This is a genomic window from Corallococcus exiguus (assembly GCF_009909105.1).
In the GTDB taxonomy this organism is placed as follows: Bacteria; Myxococcota; Myxococcia; order Myxococcales; family Myxococcaceae; genus Corallococcus; species Corallococcus exiguus.
Map to the genome: position 1 here is coordinate 299086 of NZ_JAAAPK010000011.1, position 21915 is coordinate 321000.

The window sequence follows — 21915 nt, forward strand, 5'->3', positions numbered from 1 at the left end:
TCCAATGGATGGGCCTGGACTCGCCCGGACAGAAAGCCGCCTACTTCCTCAGAGAGAAACTTGGTAGGCGGCCGGTGGACCGAGCAGGGACCAAATCCGCCTACGAGGCTTCGATTCCCGCCGCCTCCATCCCGAGAAGCCCAGCAATCCTGAAGCGGCCTTGCTCCCCGCTATTGTACCGTCACGGAGATCGCCGCGGACGTGGTGACATTGCCCGTCACGTCGGTGGCCCTGGCCGTCAGCGTGTGTTTGCCCTTGGCCGCGCTCAGGAGGTTCCAGCTCACGCTGTAGGGCGCGCTGGTGTCCGTGCCGAGCACGGTGCCGCCATCGTAGAACACCACCTGGGTCACACCGGCGTTGTCGCTCGCGCTGGCCTGGATGGTGGTGCTCAGGAACAGAGACAACAGCGTCGCCCCATTCGCCGGAGAGGTGATGGCCACGGCCGGAGCGGCGTTGTCCACGGTGACGTTGCGCGAATCAACCTTGACGTTCCCGACGGCATCATAGGCCCTGGCGTAGAGCGTATGACTGCCATTGGCCAGCCCTACCGTGTCCCAATTCATGGAGTACGGCGCGGTGGTCGCGGTGCCGATCAGCACCGAGCCGTCATGGAACTCGACCCTCGTGACGGCCCGGTTGTCGCTGGCGCTGGCCGTCAGCTGCACGCTCCCCCGAACGTAGGTGGCCGCCGGAGCGGTGAATGACACCGTGGGAAGGGTGTTGTCGACGATCACCAGGACCGCCACGGAGGTCCCCGTGAAGCCAGCGCCGTCGTAGGCCTTCGCCGTGAGCGTATGAGAGCCCGCCGCCACGCTCGCGGTATTCCAACTCACGCCGTAGGGCGCCGTGGTGTCCGTCCCCAGCAGCGTCGCGCCGTCGTAGAACTCGACCTTCGTCACGCCGGTGTCGTCCTGCGCCGTGGCCGTCACCGCCACCGTGCCGAGCAGCTCGGCATTGGTGGCCGGAGCGGTGAGCACCGCCGTCGGGGGCGTCACGTCCGACTCCGGCGGGCCGACCGCGAACATCAGGTCGTCATGATCATCATAGGAGCCGGTGCTGCAGGCCGAGGCGGTGCTGCCGCCAGACAGGTAGCTCGCGCGAACCGCCTGCACGCTTCCCGTGGGCAACACGTACTCCGTCGAGAGGACCTGCGAGCCACTCGCGCTCGCCCGGAGCGTGGTCAGGTACGTCCACACGGGGGCGGCGGCATCGCTCGCGTAGTAGAGGGCGAGCGCATCGGAGTAGCTGTTGTCGACCATGGCCCCGACCTCGAGCCGGACGCGCTTGCCTTCCGCCAGGGAAGCCCCATTCACGCTGGAGACCGCGATCCAGCCGACCCGCCCGGACGGGTATGAGCCCCCCGCTCCATCGGCACAGCCATCCAGCGTGTTGGGCGGGTGGAGCTCTGGGAACTGGGAGACACCACCGCGGCCCTGCAGGAGCGACTCGGAATCACAGACACTGGAGACCTGGGCGCACGCGGGGACCTTGCGTGTTGCGTCGTACACGGCGGTACCCGGCTGGGCCACGCTCACCGTGACCGGGGCGCTCGTGGTGAGGTTGTTCGCCGCGTCATAGGCCTTCACGGTGAGGGTATGGCTGCCATTGCGCACCGAGTGGCTGTCCCAGGTCATGGCGAAGGGCGGCGAATAGCTGGACACGGCAAAGCTGCCATCGACGTAGAGCTCGACCCCGCGCACGCCACGGTCGTCGCTCGCACTCACCTGGATGGAGACCCGTCCCGCCAGGCTCGTCCCCTGCGAGGGCGAGGTGAGGGCCACCGTCGGAGGCATGAGGTCATTGTCCACGAGGAAGGAGCGCGTGGCCGATACGCCCACGTTGCCGGCGCCGTCGTAGGCCTTGGCGCTCAGCGTGTGGGCTCCGTTGGCGACACTCCGGCTGTCCCAGGTACGGCTGTAGGGTGAGCTGTTGCCACCCGACCCCAGCAACTGTCCATCGAGGAAGTAATCCACCCTGGAGATGACATCATCATCGGCGGCGTTCGCCGCGAAGAATGCATAGGAGCTGATGGTGGCGCCCTCCGCCGGTGAGCTCACCGAGACCGTGGGCGCGGTGTCGTCGCGGGCCACCGTCACCCCCACCGCGGGCGAGGTTCCCACGTTGCCATACGCGTCATAGGCCTTGACCGTCAGCGTGTGGCTGCCATTGGCCATCGAGCTCGGATTCCAGGAGATCGCGTAGGGCGAGGAGGAGTCCGTTCCCATCAACGTACCGTCCACGTAGAGTTCGACCCGGGCGATCTGCGTGTCATCGGTGGCGGTGGCCTGGACCTGCACGGTCGAGCGGACCGTGGCCCCCGCCGAGGGCGAGGTGATCGACACCGTTGGCGGAGTGTTGTCACGCACGACGGTCACGTTCACCGGCGCGGACACCTCCACGTTGCCTGACGCATCGTACGCGCGAGTGGTCAGGGTGTACGGGCCGGTGGGCTCGGCGAGGGTGTTCCAACTGAAGGCGTAGGGAGACGTGGAATCGGTGCCGAGCAGGCGCGTGCCCGCGTAGAGCTCGACCCGCGCCACCTTGCTCGGGTTGCCGACCGTGGCGGAGATCGTCACCGTTCCCACCAGGGTCGCCCCATCCGAGGGGCTGGTGATCGTCGTGAGGATTGAAGCGTGGTCGTTGTTCACCGTCACCACCACGGGGCTCGAGGGGCCCGCGTTCCCCGCGGCGTCCCTGGCCACCGCCGTCAACGAGCGGCTGCCATTGGGCGTGTTCCAGCTGTTCCAGCTCACGCTGTACGGCGGCGTGTCATCGGTGCCCAGCAGGGTCGTCCCCTCGTAGAAATCCACGCGCGCCACGTCGTAGTCATCACTCGCGCTGGCCGTGGCCGTGGCCATCCCTGTCAGGACAGTGCCCCCGGCCGGAGAGGTGAGCTGCGCGGAGGGCGGCGTGGTGTCCGGCTCGTCGGCGAGCGTGAAGACCAGGTCATCATGGTCATCGTCATTACAGCCGAGCACGCGCACCGCGTGGAGCTTCACCCCCTTGGCGACGCCGTAGGTCTTGCCGCCGATGATTCCCGCCACGTGGGTGCCGTGGCCATTGCAGTCCGGATTGCCCTGGTTCCAGCTGTAGCTGGCGACGTCGTATTCGAAGCGGGCGCGCCCCTCGAACTCGGTATGGGGCGTCCAGATGCCCGTGTCGAGCACGTAGACATGCACCCCGCTGCCCGTCCGGCTGTAGGAATAGCCCTGGTCCAGCGGCAGGTCGTGCTGATCGATCCGATCCAGGTTCCACGGAGGAGACGGCTGCGTGCTGGCGGCCTTGATCATCCCGTCCTCTTCGACGTAGCGCACGCGCGGGTCCAGGCTGAGCCGCCGTGCGTCGGCCTCGTTCATCGTCGCGACGAAACCCGGGAGGGCGTGCGAGTACACGTGCCCGACCTTCGCCCCGTGGAGCGATGCCACTTCGGAGGCCACGGACGCCACGCGCTGCGTCGGCGCCTGGAGCGCGGCCGGCGAGGCCTTGTCCTCGAGGACGACGATGTATCGCCCGGGGAAGGCCTTCTCGGTCTTCAGCAACCGGGTCCCGGCGACGAACACCTTGCCGCCCGGGCTCGCGCGCACCGGGGAGTCGACCTCCGCCGTGCCGGAAGAGGTCTTCGCGTCACAAGCCAGCAGCGTGAGGCTGGCTGCCACCAACACTGAAAAAAATCCGCATACTCTAAATTGAGCGACGAACGAGAAATGGATCGCGCTCCGGATGCGACGCGCCGGGTGGGGCCCATGCGCCTTGGCTCATGAGGTCAGCCCCACCCCCCTGTTCGAGCAGGAAGCGCGGATTCATGGAGTCACGGCACGTGTCGCGTATCGATGAGGCAAACGTTATCAAACACAACCAACATTCAAGGCAATCCAGGCTGAGCGCCATGAATGCAATTGCATGCCCGATGACCGCGGCCAGTTTGTCCCCCAACGGGCAGGTAAACCTGACGGATTTCGGGGTGCCCCTTTCGCGCCTGGGGGGGCAATTCAGCGTCGCATACGAGACGCTCTTCGAAGAGAGACCCTCGCGGCCTCGCGCGGACCCGCCATGGATTCAGCAATTTTTCATTGATAGGTCGCCACCGGGTATTATACATTTCCACTGCGGGCAAACAAGAAAGACCCGCATTCAACCACAGTCCAGCTTGAGTGCCCGCGAGCTCCGCGCAAGCCGTCGCGAGGCCGTGGTGCGTCCTTTCAGGGGGGATCTCAATGAAACACAAATCAGTTTCGCTCCTCATCATGTTCACGGGGGTCGGTCTGCTCGGCCTCATCGGCGGTTGCAGCCCGATCTCCGTCGGAGACAATGACGCGAACGTCGGTTCGGCCGACTCCACCCTCACCGCCGAGCAGTGCGACTACTTCGAGGTCAACGGGAAGGTCCAGCTCTGCCACAAGACCGGCTCGACGAGTCGTCCCTACACGATCGTCCGTGTTAGCGAGCAGGCGTGTATCAACGCGCACAGCGCTCACAGCGGCGACTACGTCACCAGCCCCGACCCGACCTCGCCGCTCTACGATCCGACGTGCAACGGCCAGGGCTGCCTGTCCGTGAGCGCGCCGTGCGACGCCACGGTCCCCTGTTGCGACGGCCTCACGTGCAAGAGCGGCACCTGCGCCGACGTCAACGAGTGCGCCGCCGGTACCGACAACTGCGACGAAAACGCCACCTGCACCAACACCGTGGGCTCCTTCACCTGCGCCTGCAACGCGGGGTACGAGGGCGACGGCGTGACCTGCGCCAACATCGACGAGTGCGCCACGGGCCCCTGCCTGAACGGTGGCACCTGCATCGACGGCGTGGGTAGCTACACCTGCGAGTGCGCGCCCACCTATGAGGGAACCAACTGCCAGGCTTGCTCCGGCACCCTCGGGGACTGCAACGGGAACTCGTCCGACGGCTGCGAGGTGAACCTCCAGAGCAACGCCGGCAACTGCGGCGCCTGCGGCATCGTGTGCTCAACGGGCCAGGTCTGCACGAACGGCGCCTGCCAGAACGCCCCCACCGGCCAGGTCCCCGGCACGCCGGTCAGCTCCCCCGCGAACCACAACCCGCTGGCCCCGGCGGTCGCCGATGTGAATGGCGACGGCAAGCCCGACATCCTGGTGGCCAACGCCGAATCCGGGGCGATCCTGTTCCCCTCTGGCTCGCTCTCCGTTTTCCTGGGGAACGGCGACGCCAGCGTCCAGTCGGAGGTCAACTACGGGGGCGCCTCGCTCTCCAGCAACGCGGTCGTGGCCGTGGACGTGGACGGCGACGGGTGGCTCGACGCCGTCACCGTCAACGGCCAGACCAACCTGCTCCTCATCAACGGAAGCATCAGCGTCTACAAGAACCTGGGCCCGAGCGCGCCCGGGACCTTCGGCGCGCCAACGAGCTTCACCACCGGCACCCCGGGCTCCGTCCACCTCTGCACCGGGGACTTCAATCACGACGGGGTGGCTGACATCGCGACGACAAGCGTGACCCTGAGCCAGGTGAGTGTGCTCTTCGGCACCGGCGCGGGCAGCTTCGGCGCGCCCACGTTCATCGGCATCCCCAACACCGGCGGCGCGCAGTCGACGATCGCCTGCCGTGACCTGAACGGCGATGGCTTCTCCGATCTCGTGGTGACCAGCCCCGCCAGCGCACGCCTGTCGGTCCTCATCAACCAGGGTGACGGCTCGTTCGCCGCACCCGTCTCCTACAGCAACGCAGTTAGCGGCCAGACGGCGGGCATCGCCTTCGGCGACGCCAACGGCGACGGCAAGCTCGACATCCTCTCCAACGGCGCGGCCGGCCGGTACCTCTTCTTCTTCCAAGGGAACGGCAACGGCACCTTCGCGAGCGGCCTTCCGTCCACCGCCGCGGCCACTACGGCCACCAACTCGGCGCTGGGAGTCGTGGCCGATGACTTCAACGGCGATGGCAAGCTCGACGCATACATCCTCGTTACAACGGCCTCGGGCGGCGTCCGCCCGATGACCGGCAACGGCAACGGAGGCTTCACCTCGGGCACCGTCGTCACGACCGGCGCCTCGCCTGGCCTCAACGCCATCGCCACCGCGGACATGGACGCGGACGGGTACGCCGATCTCATCCTTACAAACAGGGGCTCCGGCACCGTGACCGTGGTCCCCAACGGGCTCTGAGTCGCTGTCCGCGATACCGCGATGGGGCGGTGTGCCTGATTTCAGCGCGATATCGGTAGGAGAATCAGTGCGCCGCGTGCTTCGCGCGCGGCGCACCGAGCGGGTGCAGGACCCCGCGGCGTGCTCGGCTCAACGTGGGGCCAGCGGGCCGCGCCCCAACTCGCTCGCCGCTCGCATCCATGAGCGGATTGGCTCTGTGGGGCCGCATGTGCCCCCAGTGGGTCCTGCCTGGGGTTTCCTATCGCCGTGTCAGCGGGTTCGAATCCCGCCCCCGGCACACGGCTGAGCCCGTCTGACGCCTACTCGAGTTGGAGGCCGCAGTCGCTGCAGGCGCCCGCCACCAGGGCGGCGGCTGTTCCGCAGGCCGGGCAGGGAGGCTCTCCCTCTTCCTCGGTGGCTTCTGCCGGAGCGGAGGGCATCAGGCGGGGAGCCACACCCTCTGGCATCAGCCCCTCGCGGCGCACCGTCTCCAGCCATCCCTGCTGGAGCAGGGCGGCCACCCGGGGCCCATCCTCGGGCCGCACCAGCACCTGGAACTTCGGAGAGCAGCCGACCTTGCCGCACGCCTCACGGTGGACGAGGGCGGGGACGTCCGCGTCCAGGAAGCCCTCCACCATTCTCCGGGCGTCCGCGAGTGACAACTCCGCGCACGGCACCAGCTCCGAGTCCGCCAAGGTTCTCTGCACTTCGTCTGGGGTCATGACGGCCGTGATTGGACCTCGGATGTGCCCCCTCCGTCCACCGCCCCTGCTTCGGAGGCGGGAGGAACGGAAGGCGAGCGCGGTCCAGAGCGTCATGGCCCCCTTCATCACCTTTCCACGAACCGCATTACGAACCGCAGCCGCGAGCATCCTTCCGGACGAAGACACGGACCGGGCCCGGGTCCGCAACCTCCTCGAACCGGGAATCCCCTTGGAGCGTGTCGAGCAACGCCTCCCGTGATTCCGCGCCCAGGAGGAGCGTGTCCACGCGCGGAGGCACGAGCACGACCTGCGCCCGCTCATAGTGGTGCAGGAGGAAGCGGTCGTAGCCGTTGGGCACGAAGACGATGGAGCGGAAGTCCGTGGCCACCGCGCGCCATGAGGCACACGTCTGGACCTGACGCGCGAACGCCTCGCGGAAGTCGCCATCCACCGCAGGCATGGGGCGCAACGGCGGAGATCCGATGGTCCGGTCGAAGCGCGCGACCTGGAGAATCGCGAGCACGGCGAGCAGCAGCGCCGGCACCGTCGCGGTCCATGCAGGGACCCGCCCGCGCGCGAGCACGCCCTTCCACACCTCCGCGAGCCGCCCGAAGCCAGCCGCCGCGCACACGCCCAGCCCGGGCAGCAGGAAGGCGGAGTTGTAGAACCAGAGGAGGCGCTTGTCCGGCGCGTCCGCCATGAAGAAGAAGGTGCCCGGAATCGTGCTGACCAGCGTAGCCGCGGGCGAGAGCAGCTGGAGCCACCAGAAGCTGCGCTGGAAGACCACCAGCCCGCTGGTGGTCACGTCGTGCACCACCCGGCCGGGATCGCCCAGCGCGGTGAAGGCGACCTGCCCCCACGTGCTGCCGTAGTGAGACCAGAACCGCGTGCCCGAAGGCGTCCCGAGCGCCGGCAGCACCACCGCGACACAGAGCGCGAGGTAGCCAAACGCCAACGCGGACACCCCGAGCGCCCTGCGCGTGAGCAGCGCTCGCGGAGGACGCGCCACCGCCGGCAGCAGCAGCAATGCCGCCGACTGGAACGCGAGGAACAGGCCTCCATCCGGCCGCACGCCCAACGCGAGCAGCGCCACGGGCACGACCCACCGCATCCGAGTCCCCCGCAGGAGCATCACGAGCACCGCCGTGGAGCCCAGCTGGAAGAACACCTCGAAGTGCGCGGAGAGCGCGACCGTCTTCACGAACGGATTGAGCGCCAGGTACAGCGTGAAGGCGACGGAGGCCCACGGCCTCCAGGCGGCGGGAAGCAGCTCCTTTTCCTCGACCATGCGCTCGAAGAACCAGACCTGGAGCGCGACCGCCGCGTACAGCGCCACCAGCCCCAACAGGATGAACAGGAACTGCGAATCACTGAGCAGGAACAGCGGCGTGAGCAACAGCAGCGTCGGGGTGAAGTGCACCGTGAGGTGGTTGAAGTCCCCGTCCGTCACCCAGAAGGGCCGGCCCCGGTGCACCGCGTTCGAGAACAGGTCGTTCAGGAGCCCGAGGTCGTGGAACGCGAACACCCCGCCCCGGAAGGCGCTCCAGACGCAGACCACGGTGTAGACGAACAAGGCTCCGAGCACGAGGTGCCAGGCCCGGAACCGGCGGGTGAACGCGAAGGGATGCAAAGCGGGGGGACTCTGCCACACGAACCCTCGGCCCGGTCGCCTTGACAACTTAGGAGTCCTAACCTAGATCGAATGCATGACTGGGAAGCGGCCGGGATACTTCGACGAGAACAGCGAACCCATCTCCGCGCGCATCGCGACAGGGCTCCACAAGATCGGGCTCGCGATGAAGCAGCAGTCGTGGCAGCAGGCGAATGGAGCCGGCCTGTCCGCCACGCAGGGCCAGATCCTCGCCACGCTGGTCGCGAACGGTCCGCTCACCGGCAAGGAGTTGAGCGAGCGCCTCGGCGTGACGCTTCCCACCATCAGCGACTCCGTCCGCGTCCTCGTCGAGAAGGCGCTTGTCACCCGCTCCGCGGACCCCAGGCACCCGCGCGCCAGCCTCCTGACTCCCACGGCCACGGGCGCATCACTCGGGGCCCGCGCGCGTTCGTGGCCGGAGTTCATGGCGGATGCGGTCGCGGACCTCTCCCCGGAGGAACAGCGCGCGTTCTTCGCCGGCATCGTCAAGATGATCCGGATGCTTCAGGAGCAAGCGCTCGTCCCGGTCACCGGCATGTGCGTGACCTGCACGCACTTCCGTCCGAACGTGCGCCCAGGTGCGTCTCCGCATCACTGCGCCTTCGTGGACGCGCCCCTCTCGAGTGAGCAACTGCGCCTCGACTGCTCGGAACACGAGCTCGCGGCGGAGTCCGCGCGACGCGAGGTCTGGGAGCAGTTCATGCGTCGCGGCTGACGTCCCTGCGTCTCAGTCACGAATGAACACGGCTTTCCGCGGCCACTCCGGCCGACGGCAACGGCGGAGCTCTGCTCCCTGAAGGAGAAGGCACCATGAGCAACATCCCCGGCTATATCCACGGCACCGCGTCCGTTTCGCGCTCGCCAGTATCCCTCAACGACTTCGAACAGATGAAGGCCAGCGTCCTGTTCGGCGAAGAGGACGTGAAGGCCCTCCGCACGTCGCATGACATCGTGAAGGGGCGGACCGAGGCCATCCTCGACGTCTGGTATGGGTTTGTCGGGAGTCAGCCGCACCTGCTCGCCTCGTTCAGCGGAAAGACAGACGGCAAGCCCCTGGGTGACTACCTCACCTCCGTCCGCAAGCGCTTCGCCCAGTGGATCCTCGACACCTCGAGCGCCGGGTACGACCAGGCCTGGCTCGACTACCAGCATGAGATTGGCCTGCGCCATCACCGGGCCCGGAAGAACAAGACCGACGGAGCCCCTTCCACGGACCTCGTGCCCTTCCGCAACCTGTTCGCGCTCATCTTCCCGGTGACCTTCACCCTGCGCCCCTTCCTGGCCGAGCAGGGCCACTCCGCGGAGGACGTCGAGAAGATGCATGCCGCGTGGGTGAAGTCCTGCCTGTTGCAGGTGACGCTCTGGGCCCATCCCTACGTCAAGGATGGGGACTTCTGATGACTCCGCGCCCCGCACCGGCCTGGCGGACCACCGACTGGCTCAATACGCCAGAGCCGCTCACCCTGGAGCGACTCCGCGGCAAGGTCATCCTCCTCCACGCCTTCCAGATGCTCTGCCCGGGCTGCGTCGCCCGGGGCATTCCGCAGGCACAGCGCGTCGCTGAACTCTTCGCGGGCGCGCCGCTCGTCGTGGTCGGGCTGCACACGGTCTTCGAGCACCACGAAGCCATGAAGCTCGAGTCCCTGCGGGCGTTCCTTCACGAGTACCGGGTGAAGTTCCCCGTGGGCGTGGATGCACCGGGCGAAGGCGGCGACCCCATCCCGCGCACCATGAGGGCGTACGCCATGCAGGGAACGCCGACGACGGTCCTCATCGACGCGCAGGGACGGCTTCGCCGGCAGGTCTTCGGGGTGCACGACGACCTGCTCCTGGGCGCCGAACTGCAAACCCTGCTGCTCGAGGCCCAGGCGGCTCCCGTGTCCGGCGTGCATCGGCCTGCGACCCGGGAGTCCTCCGCCGTCTGTGACGACAGCGGCTGCGCCGTGCCTTCGGCGGCCACGCCAGCCTGACCATCGCCAGCCGGCCTCCTCGCCGCGAGCAGGACTCCGCGGCGAGGACGGCGGTCTCTTCATCCTCGCGGGCCGGCATACGCCCCTCCGGGGATTCGTCACTGGCAGCTGGAGCCCACGGGCAGGGTGTCCTGCTGCACGGTCTGGAAGGTGAACAGGCACAAGGCGCTCGCGCCCTGCTCCACGAAGACCCCGCCGTAGAGCTTCGCGTGGCCCAGCCGCGCCGTGCTCCCCGCCTTGAGGTACACGGCCGTTTCGTAGCCTTCGATGGAGGACTGGTCGATGCCCATGCGGACCCCGGGCGTCGGTGCCGGGAAGTCCGCGTAGACGCCGAAGGCCCCCGTGCCGTCCCCCTTCAGGCGGCTGGAGCGCACGGACACTCCGGGCGTCTCCGCGTGCAGGGCCGCGGACAGAGTGGCGCCTCCGCTGAAGACCTCCGAGTCCATGACGCTCACGTTTTGGGCCGCCGCCTCCACGCCGAAGCTCCGGGCGCCGTTCGTCGCGCTGGCATTGATGAACACGCGGCGCAGGATGCCGACGTTTCCGGCCACGCCCACGCCAATCACAGACTCCACCGCGCTCGCGGTGCCCTGGACGACGGCCTTGGAGTCCTCCAGCGTGATGCCCACCTGGTCGAACGCGAACCCCATCACCCGGCCCCGGTCCGACGACGCCTGGGATTCGACGCGCGACAACGTGATGCCATTGGCGGACTGGTAGTACACGCCAAAGGTAAGGGATTGGCCCGCGAGCGCCTCCGCCCGGACTTCGCTCACCGCGAAGCCGTCATCCCTGTTGAAGATCGCCACCGAGCGCGTCCCACCGCCCGTGTTGCTCACGGAGAGCAGGCGCAGCCCCGCGCCGGAAGCGCCCACCACCGAGCCATCCCCGGCAGTGGAGGACGTGATGCGAGACACGCCCACGCCGCTGCCCTCCAGGAACACGCCCCGCTTCAGCACCAGGCCCGTCGTCCCCAGGTCGTAGGTGCCAGCGCCGAGCTTCAGCACCCACGTCTGCGAACCGTCGGAAGGCACCGCCTCCACGGCGGCCCGGAGCGCGGCGCCGGACTCCAGCGCGGTGGCTTCCAGCGGGATGATCCGCACGCGCGCGGCCAGCAGCCTGTCCGTCCCGGAGCCGCCCGGCGCTCCCGCAGGACCGACGTCACCGCGAGGCCCCTGCGCTCCCGTGGGCCCCGTTTCACCCTGAAGACCTTGCGCCCCCGCGGGCCCGACGTCACCGCGCGGCCCCTGCGCTCCCGCGGGCCCCGTTTCCCCCTGGAGCCCTTGAGGCCCTTGAGCCCCCACGGTGCCCTCACCCTTGCAGGCGGACACGAACAACACCCACGGCAACAGCGCACGGCGGACAGACGAAAGACTCAAGGACAGCTCCCCCTTCGGACTTGAAGGAGCACAGTCTGTCCGCTCGCGCGGGGGCGTTGGAATGGGTCCGCCGTCACTCAGTCCACGAGCGTGGGTCCGGTGATGTCCATGCACTCCAGCGAGACATTGTCGCAGGAGCCGCCGCGCTGGACGCTGCATTCGCCGCCGGGCTATGGCTTGCGTCTCCCCAGTCGGAGGCAACGCACCATGGTCGCGCAGACGTCGCCGCAGGAAATCACCGCGCAGGTGCGCCAGCGCATCGTCGACCTGGCCCGGCAGGGCGGCTACGTCGACGCGGTCCTGGGCGCGGGGCCGGAGCTGGAGCGGCTGAAGCACTACCTGCGCATGCTCATGGGTCAGGTGCCCGCGCCTCCCGCGAGGCCTGAACAGTCCCCCACCATCTTCCCGCCGTTCCCCGGCCTGGATGAGCACCCGTGGCGCGACCCGCCGCCCCCGGCCGCGAAGGCGCTGGAGGGATGCCTGGCCGCGGTGACGCGAGACATGGAGCGGCTGGAGAACGCGGACCTGCTGCACTACGACTCCGGCATCGTCGGCACGGGTCACTGGTCCGTGCACCCCATCTACTTCGGCGGCGAGCGCACCGACCGTCTCTTCTGGCCTCAGCTCGCCATGGAGGAGACGGCCGCTGCGGTGCGGTCGCTGGACGGCGAGTGCACCGACTTCCCGCTGGCGGACGTGCTGTTCTCCTCGCACGCGCCCGGCACCACGCTGACGCCGCACTGCTCGTGGGACGGCTTCCGGATGCGTCTGCACCTGGGGCTCAAGGTGCCGGAGGGCTGCGGCATCCGCGTGGGCTCGGAATCGCGGCACTGGCAGCCGGGCCGCGTGCTCACCTTCCACGACTCCTTCGAGCACGAGACCTGGAACCGGGGCACCGAGCGCCGCGTGGTGCTCATCGCGGACTGCTGGCACCCCGGCCTCACCCAGCCCGAGCGAGAGGCCCTGCTCGGCCTCACGCGCAAGTTCGAGGTCCGCGCCATGCTCGCCCAGCTGCGCGTGCCGGAGACCCTGTCCGAGCCGCTCCTGGTCCGCTTCGCTGAACAGGAACGCACGGACGCCCAGGTGCGCCGCTTCTGGCGCGGGTGAGGGTGAGCATCGTGCCGGTCCGTGCCTAGCTTCTTCGGGTGCGACACGGACCTTCGAACCCCTCTCACGAGCGCTGCCGGGTCGGCTGTGCCGGCTGGAGCCTGTCGAGCGCGGTGGGTGAACACTTCCCCACGACGGGAACCCACCTGGAGCGCTACGCGCGCGTCCTGCCAGCGGTGGAGATCAACTCCTCCTTCTACCGGCCGCACCGGCCCGGCACCTACGCCCGCTGGCGTGACAGCGTTCCAGCGACGTTCCGCTTCGCGGTGAAGGTCCCCAAGGTCATCACCCATGAACTGCGCTTGCGCGACGCACGCGAGCCTCTTGAGCGATTCCTGGGCGAGGCGGGCCACCTGGAAGCCAAACTGGGATGCCTGTTGGTGCAGCTGCCTCCCAGCCTCCAGCACGAGCATGAAACGGCCCGCGCGTTCTTCCAGTCCCTGCGGGAGCGGACCGCGGTGGACGTCGTGTGCGAGCCCCGGCACCGGACCTGGTTCACGGACGAGGCCCGGCAGGTGCTGGACGACGCACGCATCCGTTACGTGAGAGCGGATCCGCCCGCGGCGAGCGCGCCCCAGCCCCCCGACGCGGAGGTCGTCTACTACCGGCTGCACGGCTCGCCGAAGATGTATTACTCCGAATATTCCCAGGCATACCTGGAGGCACTGGCCGTGGAGATTGCCGGCCACGAGCAGGCCGGTCGCCGGGTGTGGTGCATCTTCGACAACACGGCGGAAGGCGCGGCCCTGCCGAATGCACTATCATTGCTGCACTGCGATGAGCGACGCCCGGAATGAACAGACCACCGCACGGATGGCTCGTGCACTCGTTTCGCTGGACGGCGTGTCCGTGGGAGATGCCTTTGGCGAGCGGTTCTTCGGCCCGCACGAACTCGTGCAACCCTGGGTGGAGCAGCGGCTCCTTCCGCGAGCACCCTGGGGCTACACCGACGACACGGAGATGACGCTTTCCGTTGTCCAGGTGCTGGAGGACCACGGCCACATCGACCCGGACGCGCTCGCACTCCTCTTCGCGAAGCGCTACCGCCGCGACAAGAACCGCGGCTATGGAGGGACCGCGCACGACATCCTGTGGAAGCTGGGGCTCGGGCTGCCCTGGCGTGAGGTGTCCTCGGAGGTCTTCGAGGGCCAGGGCTCCATGGGCAACGGCGCGGCCATGCGCGTGGCGCCCCTGGGGGCGTACTTCGCGGGAGACATGAGCCGGGTGGTAGCGGAAGCGCGCGCGTCCGCGGAGGTGACGCACATGCATCCGGAGGGACAGGCGGGTGCCATCGCCATCGCGGTCGCCGCCGCGTGGGCCTGCCAGTGGCCCCAGACGCGCGGCTCCGCGATGGAGCTCTTCGACACGGTGCTGGACTGCACGCCCGCCGGAGCCACGCGCCAGGGACTGGAGAAGGCGCGAGCGTGGCCGCGGGACACCAGCCCCTCCTCGGCGGCGCGCACGCTGGGGAGCGGACAGAAGGTGCTCGCCGAGGACACCGTGCCCTTCGCCGTGTGGTGCGCGGCAAGGCACCTCGACTCGTTCGAGGAGGCCCTCTGGTGCACCGTGGCCGGCTTCGGCGACCGGGACACCACCTGCGCCATGGTGGGGGGAATCGTCGCCCTGAGCGCGGGGCGGTCGTCATCCATTCCCGCGAAGTGGCTCTCCGCGCGGGAGCCCCTGCGCCGACGCGTGTAGACCCCTACCGTCCGAGCCGCGCCGCCAGCTCCAGCCGGGCCGCCACGGCCAGCGCATCCGCGCGGTTGTTCTCCACGTCATCCGAGTGGCCCCGCACCCAGTGCCACGTCACCTGATGAACGCGGACGGCTTCCAGCAGCTCGCGCCACAGGTCCGCGTTGGACACGGCCTTCTTGCCCGACGTGCGCCAGCCATTGCCCTGCCACGTGTCCAGCCACTTCTCCGCGAAGGCGTTGCACACGTACTTCGAGTCCGTGAACACCTGGACGCGGCACGGCATCTTCAGGGCCTTCAGCGCGACGAGCGCCGCGGTCAACTCCATCCGGTTGTTGGTGGAGTCCGCCTCCGAGCCCTGGAGCTCCTTGCGGTAGCCCTGGCGTTCGGTCGCGATGAGGATGGCACCCCAGCCGCCCAGGCCGGGGTTCGGCGAACAGGCGCCATCGCAGTAGATATGCACGAGCGGGAGCGACATCGGACGCGCACCCTACTCCATCCGCCTCCGGCGTCCCGCGGCTAGAGTTGGGTTCGTGAGCGCCTTCCCCTCCACCCTCCCCCACGTCGAACCCATCCCCTTGCGCGGAGGGCGCGTGCTGCGCTGGGGCGTGCTCGCGCCGGGCCGGATCGCCGGGGGCTTCGTCTGGGCCCTGCACCGGCACACCGGCCAGCGCGTCCACGCGGTGGCCTCGCGGGACCCCGAGCGCGCCGGGCGCTTCGCCGCGCAGTACGGCGTCCCTCGCGTCCACGAGTCCTACGAGCAGCTCGTCGCCGACCCCGACGTCGACATCGTCTACGTCGCGTCTCCCCACAGCGAACACAAACGACAGGCATTGCTCGCCATCGCCGCCGGCAAGCACGTCCTCGTGGAGAAGCCACTCGCGCTCGACGCCTCCGAGGCCCGCGACATCGCCCGGGCCGCTCGCGCCGCCGGTGTCTTCGCCATGGAGGCCCTGTGGTCGCGCTTCCTCCCGCAAACCCTGCTCATCGAACGGCTGCTGCAGGACGGCGTGCTCGGCGACATCCGGCTCGTCATGGCTGACTTCGGGGGCTGCTTCGACTTCGACCCCGAAGGCCGCGTCTTCAACCCCGCGCTCGGCGGTGGCGCGCTGCTGGACATTGGCATCTATCCCATCTGGCTCGCGCACCTCGTGCTCGGCCCACCGCCGCACGTGCACGCCACGGGCACCCTCACCCAGACAGGCGTGGATGGACAGGCGGCCCTCGTCCTCACCTACCCCACGGGCGCGCAGGCGCTGCTGCACACCACCCTCTTCGCGGAGACACCCCAGGAGGCCGTCATCGCGGGGACGCACGCGCGCCTCCAGATCGACTCGCGCTTCTTCACCCCCGGCGGCTTCACGCTGAAGGCCGCCAGGTCGGACCAGCGGCTGCGCTGGACCGACCCATCTGGCATCCACGGCAGCGAGGGTCTCGCCTGGCAGGCGTCCGCGGTCGCGCTGCACATCGCCGAAGGCCGCACCGAGTCACCGCTGCATCCGCTCGAGCGCAGCATCGCGTTGCTCGAAACCATCGACGCGGCGCGAAACCAGCTCGGCGTCAATCGTGACGGGACGCGTCGGAAATAGCAGCAAAAGCCACAAAACCAGCTTTCCTGCGACCTGAACAGTCACAGCCGCCGCACGACAATCATTGCCATCCGAGTGACTGTCTCGGTTGGCCGCCGTGGTCTGTCCATTGCAGACATCTGGCCTCCGCTGTCCACCCCGAGGAGGAATGGATGTCAATGACGCGCGCAGGCATGTTCATGGGCCGGCTTCTGACGGCCACGTTGATGGGAGTGTTCGCGGGCTGCCAGGGAGAGCCCACACAGGAGGAGGCCAAGGCCGCCTCCACGTCGCAGGAGGTCATGGAGGCCTCGCAGGACTGTGTGAAGCGCTTCGAGGGCATCACCCACTGCGCCACGGGCAACGCGAAGGTGGAGTCCACCGACAAGGGCCTGGTGGTCACCGGCTTGAACAAGCTGGGCCAGGACGGCGTCGTGGGGCTCATGGGCCGCGCCGAGAGCTGGCGGCAGCGGTCCATCGTGGATTTCGGCGCCAGCAGCGAAGGCGTGCAGTACTTCGGCCGGAACGAGGACCAGGTCATCAGCACGCTGTCGCTGGCCCCGGATCCGAGCAACCCCGAAGCCGGGATGCGGCTGCTGCCCACGTTCACGGGGAGCCCCGGCGGCTCCGCCTACACCATCAACGTGCGCTACCAGGGCGAGTCGACGGCCATGATGCTTCCGCACAACTGGTGGCGGTGGAGCAGCTTGGAGCTCTGGGCGTACATGGACCACATGCGCCACCCGGACTTGTACTTCGGCGTGGAGGGGTTCGGCGTGACCACGGGCGTGGGCCGCGTGGGTGCCTGCATCTGGCGCGTGCGCTTCCAGGAAGGCCCGTTCACGGTGACCCTGGAGGACGGCAAGCAGGTGATGGGCGATGAAATCGAGTTCGTGGAGCAGCTCGATGACGGCGCCTATCCCTACAGCGCCTTCACGCACATCGGGATGACGGGCGCGGTGGACGCGCTCACCATCGTCGACGAGACCGTGGTCCAGAGCAGCAAGTGAGGTTCCCGGGCCCGTGAGCGGCGTGGACACGGGCCCGCCATTATGGTTCACGGGCGCGTGCCGGGACCTTCCATCCCCCGGCACACGCTCGGAGAACACCATGGGATTCCTGCGGCCCCACGCTGAACGCATCTACGCACTGCTCCGCATCGCCGCGGGGCTGATGTTCATGCTGCACGGCATGCAGAAGGTCTTCGGCATGTTCGGCGGGATGCCCGCCGGAGCGCCGCCCTTCATCGTCTACGGCGCGGGGGGCATCGAGTTCCTGGGCGGCCTGCTCGTGGCGCTCGGGCTGTTCGCCGGGCCCGCGGCGTTCATCTCCAGCGGCACCATGGCGTTCGCCTTCTTCATGGGGCACGTCATCCCCAACGGGGGCAATCTCAACCCCATGCTGAACAAGGGCGAGCTCGCGGCGCTCTACTGCTTCGTCTTCTTCTACATCGCCGCGCACGGCTCCGGCATCTGGAGCGTCGACGCCGCCCGCCGGGGCAAGTCCCGGACGTAGCCGCCCTCGGGATGGCCGGCCGCCTGCCCTCCAAGGCCTGCGTCGAGGGGTCAACCTTCCTCCCACACGCTCCGCCCGGCCACGGAGCCGCGTGATAACGAACGCGCTCGATGAGCTCCTCGACCTACTCGCGCGCGCCAGCTCCCAGCGACTCCGAGGTGAAGGACACCCCTCACCGCGAGGGCCGGGAGGAGGCCTTCATCCAGCACGGCGGAGAGATGGGCGCCCTGATGCGGGCGCATGACTGGTCCAGCAATTCGCTCGGCCCGCTCGAGCACTGGCCCCAGTCCCTGCGGACCTCCGTCAGCACGATGCTGCGCTCGCCCTACCCCATCATCCTCTTCTGGGGTCCCGAGCTGCGCATGCTCTACAACGACCCGTTCCGGCCCATCCTGGGGGCGAAGCATCCCCAGACGCTGGGCGCGCGAGGAAACGAGGCGCTCGTCGAGGAGTGGGCACAGCTGGGGCCGCTGATGAAGCGCGCCCAGGACACGGGCGAACCCATCTACATCGAAGACGGGAACGTCAACTTCGCGCGCCGTCCCGGTGGCCTGCGCGAGGAGTCCTACTTCACCTGGTCCTACAATCCGACCATCGGCGAGTCGGGAGAGATTGCCGGCCTCTTCGCCATCGCGAGTGAGACGACCCGGCAGGTGGTGGGTGACCGCCGGCTGGGAATCCTCCGGGAGCTGTCCATCCGGATGTCCCTGGACAAGAAGGTCGAGGACATCTTCCGCTCGCTGGAGGAGGTGCTGTCGCAGGCGGCGTACGACGTGCCCTTCGCGCTGCTCTACGTCGTCAAGGCGGAGCAGACACGCCTGGTCAGCTGCGCGGGCCTGGAGCGTGGGGGAGCTGCCTCGCCCGTCGCGTTGGCGCTGGACGACACGTCGTCCTCCTGGCCGCTCTCAAGCGTCACGCAGTGGGGGCAGGAGGTCCTGCTCGAGGACCTGCTCCAGCGCTTCGGGCCCCTTCCCGGCGGGCCCTGGCCCGAGCCCACGACGCGAGCGCTCGTCCTCCCGGTGTCCATGGGCGTGGAGACGGAGACCACGGCGGTGCTCGTGGCCGGCCTGAGCCCCCTGCGCGCGCTGGACGACGAGTACCGCGGCTTCCTGCAGCTGCTGGCGCGGCAGCTCAGCGCCAGCATCGCCAGCGCCCGCGCCTATGAGCAGGAGAAGCAGCGGGCGGAGGAGCTGGCCCGGCTGGACGCGGCCAAGACAGCGTTCTTCAGCAATGTCAGCCACGAGTTCCGGACACCGCTCACGCTCATCCTCGGCCCCATCGAGGACGCGCTGGCGAGGACGCCGAAGTCGTTGGAGGGAGAGCCGCTGGAGCTGGTGCGCCGCAATGCCTTGCGGCTCTACAAGATGGTCAACACCCTGCTCGACTTCTCCCGGATGGAGGCGGGAAGGGCCCAGGCCCGCTACGTGCCCGTGGACCTGTCTGTCTTCACCACGAACCTCGCGAGCGCCTTCCAGTCCGCGGTGGAGAGCGCGGGCCTGCGGCTGGTGGTGGACTGTCCGCCCCTGCCCGAGCCGCTCTACGTCGACCCGGAGATGTGGGAGAAGGTTGTCCTCAACCTCATCTCCAACGCGGTGAAATACACCTACCACGGGGAGATCCGCGTGCGCCTTCAGTGGGAGGACGCGCAGGCCGTCCTTCGCGTGGAGGACACGGGGGTGGGCATCCCCGAGGAAGAGCTCCCGCGCGTCTTCGAGCGCTTCTACCGCGTCCGCGTCACCCAGGGCCGCAGCCACGAGGGGACGGGCATCGGACTCGCGCTGGTGCAGGAGCTGATGAAGCTGCATGGAGGCAGCGTCGCGGTGACGAGCCAGCTGGGAAAGGGCACCACCTTCACCCTGCGGCTGGCGCGGGGGACGGAGCACCTGCCCCCGGAGCGCGTCGAGCGAACCTTCCGGCCAGGGCCGGTCCCCACGGGCGCCATCCCCTTCGTGGAGGAGGCGCGCCGCTGGTCCATGGACGTCAGCGCCACGGACTTCGAGGCGCCACCCGCGGCCGCGTCGCTCTCGCCAGAGGTCTCCGCGGAGCTCGCGCGGTCCCGCATCCTCCTGGTGGACGACAACGCCGATCTGCGCGCCTACGTCACGGGTCTGCTCAAGCACGTCTTCCCGCACGTGGAGGCCGCCAGGAACGGTCAGGAGGCGCTGGAGCAGGCGCGCGTCCGGCCGCCGGACCTCATCCTCTCCGACGTGATGATGCCGGTGCTGGATGGCTTTGGCCTGGTGCGGGAGCTGCGCGCCGACGAACGCACGCGCGCCATCCCCATCATCCTGCTGTCCGCGCGGGCGGGCGATGAAGCCACGGTGGAGGGCCTGCGAAGCGGCGCGGATGACTACCTGGTGAAGCCCTTCTCCGCGCGCGAGCTGCTGGTGCGGGTGCGCACCCAGCTGGACATGGCCCGCGTGCGCCGGGAGGTGGTCCGCAACGAGGTGGAGAAGGATTCGCTGCGCGAGTCCGTGCGGACGCGGGACGACTTCCTGCGGCTCGCCAGCCACGAGCTGCGCACGCCCGTGAGCGCCCTGTCGCTCAGCATCCAGTCCCTGGTGCGAGGCCTGGACAGCGAGGCTCCGGACGCGAACCTGGAAGCCACACGGCTCAAGGCGCGGACGACGCAGAAGCACCTCCAGCGCCTGGCGCGCCTGGTGGAGCAGCTGGTCGACGTGTCGGAGTTCGTCACCGGACCGCTGGACCTCTCACGTCGGGAGGTCGACCTGGCGGAGCTCGCGGCCACGGTCGTGGCGCGGTCGCGGGAGAAGGCCCTGCGCGCGGACTGCGTCCTCACCCTGGAGGCGCCCCTGCCGGTGGTGGGGAGCTATGACGGCGCGAGGCTGGAGCAGCTCCTGGACAGCCTCGTGGACAACGCCCTCAAGTTCGGGCCGGGCAAGCCCGTGGAGGTCACCGTGGCGCGCGCGGAGGGCCGGGTGAGCCTGGCGGTGCGGGACCATGGCGCGGGCATCGGGCCGGAGGACCAGGAGCGCGTCTTCGGGCGCTTCGAGCGCGCCGTCCCTCCCCAGCACCACGGCGGCTTCGGGCTGGGGCTGTGGATGGCCCGCCACATCGCGGAGGCCCACGGAGGGAGCATCCACCTGGAGCCCACGAAGGGCGGCGGCGCCACCTTCACCGCGGTGTTGCCGTTGGAGCTGAACCCGGGAGGGTGACCCGCCATCGCTGGAGCACGGCTCGTCCAGCTGTGCTAATCCGCGCTGAAGCAGGGTGACGTCCCCACCCCCCAGCCCGGAAGACATCCATGGCAGGCAGCAGCCTGATTGCGCTCATCGACGACATCGCCACCATCCTGGATGACGTCTCCATCCTGACGAAGGTGGCGGCGAAGAAGACCGCGGGTGTGCTGGGAGACGACCTGGCGCTCAACGCGCAGCAGGTGACGGGCGTGAACGCGGACCGCGAGCTGCCCGTGGTGTGGGCGGTGGCGAAGGGCTCGCTGGTCAACAAGGCCATCCTGGTGCCGGCCGCGCTGGCCATCAGCGCGCTGGCGCCCTGGCTGGTGACGCCGCTCCTGATGGTGGGCGGCGCCTTCCTCTGCTTCGAGGGCGCGGAGAAGCTGGCGCACAAGCTCCTGCACGGCAAGGAAGAGGACGAGGCGCACAACGCCGAGCTGCGCAAGACGCTGGAGGACCCGAACCTGGACCGGGTGGCCCTGGAGAAGGACAAGATCAAGGGCGCGGTGCGCACGGACTTCATCCTCTCCGCGGAGATCATCGCCATCACGCTGGGCACCGTGGCGACGGCGGACTTCGCCACCCGCGTCTCGGTGATGGTGGGCATTGCCCTCATCATGACGGTGGGCGTGTACGGGCTGGTGGCGGGCATCGTGAAGCTGGACGACGCGGGCCTGTACCTCAGCCGCAAGGGCAGTGGCTTCGCGCAGGGCCTGGGCAGGGGAATCCTCCGCGCGGCGCCGTGGCTGATGAAGTTCCTCTCCGTGGCGGGCACCGCGGCCATGTTCCTGGTGGGCGGCGGCATCCTCGTGCACGGCATCTCCGGACTGCACCACGCGGAGGAGTCCCTCACCGCGTGGGCCGGGCGCGTCCCGGGCGTGGGCAGCGTCCTGGGCGGGCTCACCCCCATGCTGCTCAACGCCGCCGTGGGCCTGGGCGCTGGCGCCCTGCTGGTGGTGCTCTTCACCCTGGGTCAGAAGGTGTTCAAGGGTCGCGGCGCCAAGAAGTAGCCAGGTCCC

At 68.8% G+C, this 21915-nt stretch carries 17 protein-coding genes; 12 read left to right on the forward strand and 5 right to left on the reverse strand.

From position 1 onward, the window contains the following. Positions 1-170 precede the first annotated feature (170 nt). Positions 171-3662 (reverse strand): Ig-like domain-containing protein, encoded by a 3492-nt coding sequence (locus tag GTZ93_RS34055; protein WP_139915922.1) that lies wholly within the window; start codon positions 3660-3662, stop codon positions 171-173. 552 nt (positions 3663-4214) lie between these two features. Here GTZ93_RS34055 and GTZ93_RS34060 point away from each other — a divergent pair. After that, on the forward strand, positions 4215-6134 hold the full coding sequence (locus GTZ93_RS34060; protein ID WP_139915923.1) for an FG-GAP-like repeat-containing protein: 1920 nt from the start codon (positions 4215-4217) through the stop codon (positions 6132-6134). Between the two features lie 299 nt (positions 6135-6433). Here the strand turns inward: GTZ93_RS34060 and GTZ93_RS34065 are convergent, their stop codons facing one another. Together GTZ93_RS34065 and GTZ93_RS34070 are read right to left on the reverse strand one after the other, a co-directional pair. Next, positions 6434-6835: a hypothetical protein gene (locus GTZ93_RS34065; RefSeq protein WP_139915924.1), complete on the reverse strand. Its 402-nt coding sequence runs from the start codon at positions 6833-6835 to the stop codon at positions 6434-6436. Positions 6836-6962: 127 nt separating this feature from the next. Beyond that, entirely contained in the window at positions 6963-8447 is a 1485-nt protein-coding gene (locus GTZ93_RS34070; protein WP_161663223.1) for a glycosyltransferase family protein, read from the reverse strand. A 76-nt stretch (positions 8448-8523) separates the two neighbouring features. Here GTZ93_RS34070 and GTZ93_RS34075 point away from each other — a divergent pair, with 76 nt between their 5' ends. From GTZ93_RS34075 to GTZ93_RS34085, 3 genes are all read left to right on the forward strand, one after another. Continuing rightward, the gene (locus GTZ93_RS34075; protein WP_139915926.1) at positions 8524-9183 is read left to right on the forward strand and encodes a MarR family winged helix-turn-helix transcriptional regulator; all 660 of its coding nucleotides are present in this window, start codon (positions 8524-8526) and stop codon (positions 9181-9183) included. A gap of 95 nt (positions 9184-9278) precedes the next feature. After that, complete coding sequence (locus GTZ93_RS34080; protein ID WP_139915927.1) at positions 9279-9866, forward strand: protoglobin domain-containing protein; 588 nt, start codon at positions 9279-9281, stop codon at positions 9864-9866. After that, positions 9866-10438 carry a redoxin domain-containing protein gene (locus GTZ93_RS34085; RefSeq protein ID WP_139915928.1) on the forward strand — a complete coding sequence of 191 codons (573 nt, stop codon included), beginning with the start codon at positions 9866-9868 and terminating at the stop codon, positions 10436-10438. The genes GTZ93_RS34080 and GTZ93_RS34085 overlap by 1 nt, the downstream gene beginning before the upstream one ends. Positions 10439-10536: 98 nt before the next feature. Here the strand turns inward: GTZ93_RS34085 and GTZ93_RS34090 are convergent, their stop codons facing one another. Beyond that, on the reverse strand, positions 10537-11817 hold the full coding sequence (locus GTZ93_RS34090) for a collagen-like protein (protein WP_139915929.1): 1281 nt from the start codon (positions 11815-11817) through the stop codon (positions 10537-10539). A gap of 207 nt (positions 11818-12024) precedes the next feature. Between GTZ93_RS34090 and GTZ93_RS34095 the strand changes: the two genes are divergently transcribed. From GTZ93_RS34095 to GTZ93_RS34105, 3 genes are all read left to right on the forward strand, one after another. Next, complete coding sequence (locus GTZ93_RS34095) at positions 12025-12924, forward strand: aspartyl/asparaginyl beta-hydroxylase domain-containing protein (protein ID WP_139915930.1); 900 nt, start codon at positions 12025-12027, stop codon at positions 12922-12924. A 113-nt stretch (positions 12925-13037) separates the two neighbouring features. Then, complete coding sequence (locus GTZ93_RS34100) at positions 13038-13721, forward strand: DUF72 domain-containing protein (RefSeq protein ID WP_219629043.1); 684 nt, start codon at positions 13038-13040, stop codon at positions 13719-13721. A gap of 16 nt (positions 13722-13737) precedes the next feature. Then, entirely contained in the window at positions 13738-14622 is an 885-nt protein-coding gene (locus GTZ93_RS34105; protein WP_219629044.1) for an ADP-ribosylglycohydrolase family protein, read from the forward strand. Positions 14623-14626: 4 nt separating this feature from the next. Here GTZ93_RS34105 and rnhA read toward each other — a convergent pair whose 3' ends face one another. Continuing rightward, on the reverse strand, positions 14627-15094 hold the full coding sequence (gene rnhA, locus GTZ93_RS34110; protein ID WP_126933786.1) for a ribonuclease HI: 468 nt from the start codon (positions 15092-15094) through the stop codon (positions 14627-14629). Positions 15095-15149: 55 nt separating this feature from the next. On the opposite strand from rnhA, the gene GTZ93_RS34115 reads away from it, so the two are divergent. The 5 genes from GTZ93_RS34115 to GTZ93_RS34135 all read left to right on the forward strand — a co-directional run bounded on the left by GTZ93_RS34115 (position 15150) and on the right by GTZ93_RS34135 (position 21906). Further along, positions 15150-16205 carry a Gfo/Idh/MocA family protein gene (locus GTZ93_RS34115; protein WP_315967382.1) on the forward strand — a complete coding sequence of 352 codons (1056 nt, stop codon included), beginning with the start codon at positions 15150-15152 and terminating at the stop codon, positions 16203-16205. A gap of 152 nt (positions 16206-16357) precedes the next feature. Beyond that, a complete protein-coding gene (locus GTZ93_RS34120; protein ID WP_139919632.1) occupies positions 16358-17194 on the forward strand; it encodes a hypothetical protein in 837 nt (278 codons plus the stop codon). A gap of 100 nt (positions 17195-17294) precedes the next feature. After that, on the forward strand, positions 17295-17699 hold the full coding sequence (locus tag GTZ93_RS34125) for a DoxX family protein (protein ID WP_139919633.1): 405 nt from the start codon (positions 17295-17297) through the stop codon (positions 17697-17699). Between the two features lie 110 nt (positions 17700-17809). Then, the gene (locus GTZ93_RS34130; protein WP_139919634.1) at positions 17810-20875 is read left to right on the forward strand and encodes a hybrid sensor histidine kinase/response regulator; all 3066 of its coding nucleotides are present in this window, start codon (positions 17810-17812) and stop codon (positions 20873-20875) included. A gap of 89 nt (positions 20876-20964) precedes the next feature. Next, on the forward strand, positions 20965-21906 hold the full coding sequence (locus tag GTZ93_RS34135; protein WP_121778504.1) for a DUF808 domain-containing protein: 942 nt from the start codon (positions 20965-20967) through the stop codon (positions 21904-21906). Positions 21907-21915 lie beyond the last annotated feature (9 nt).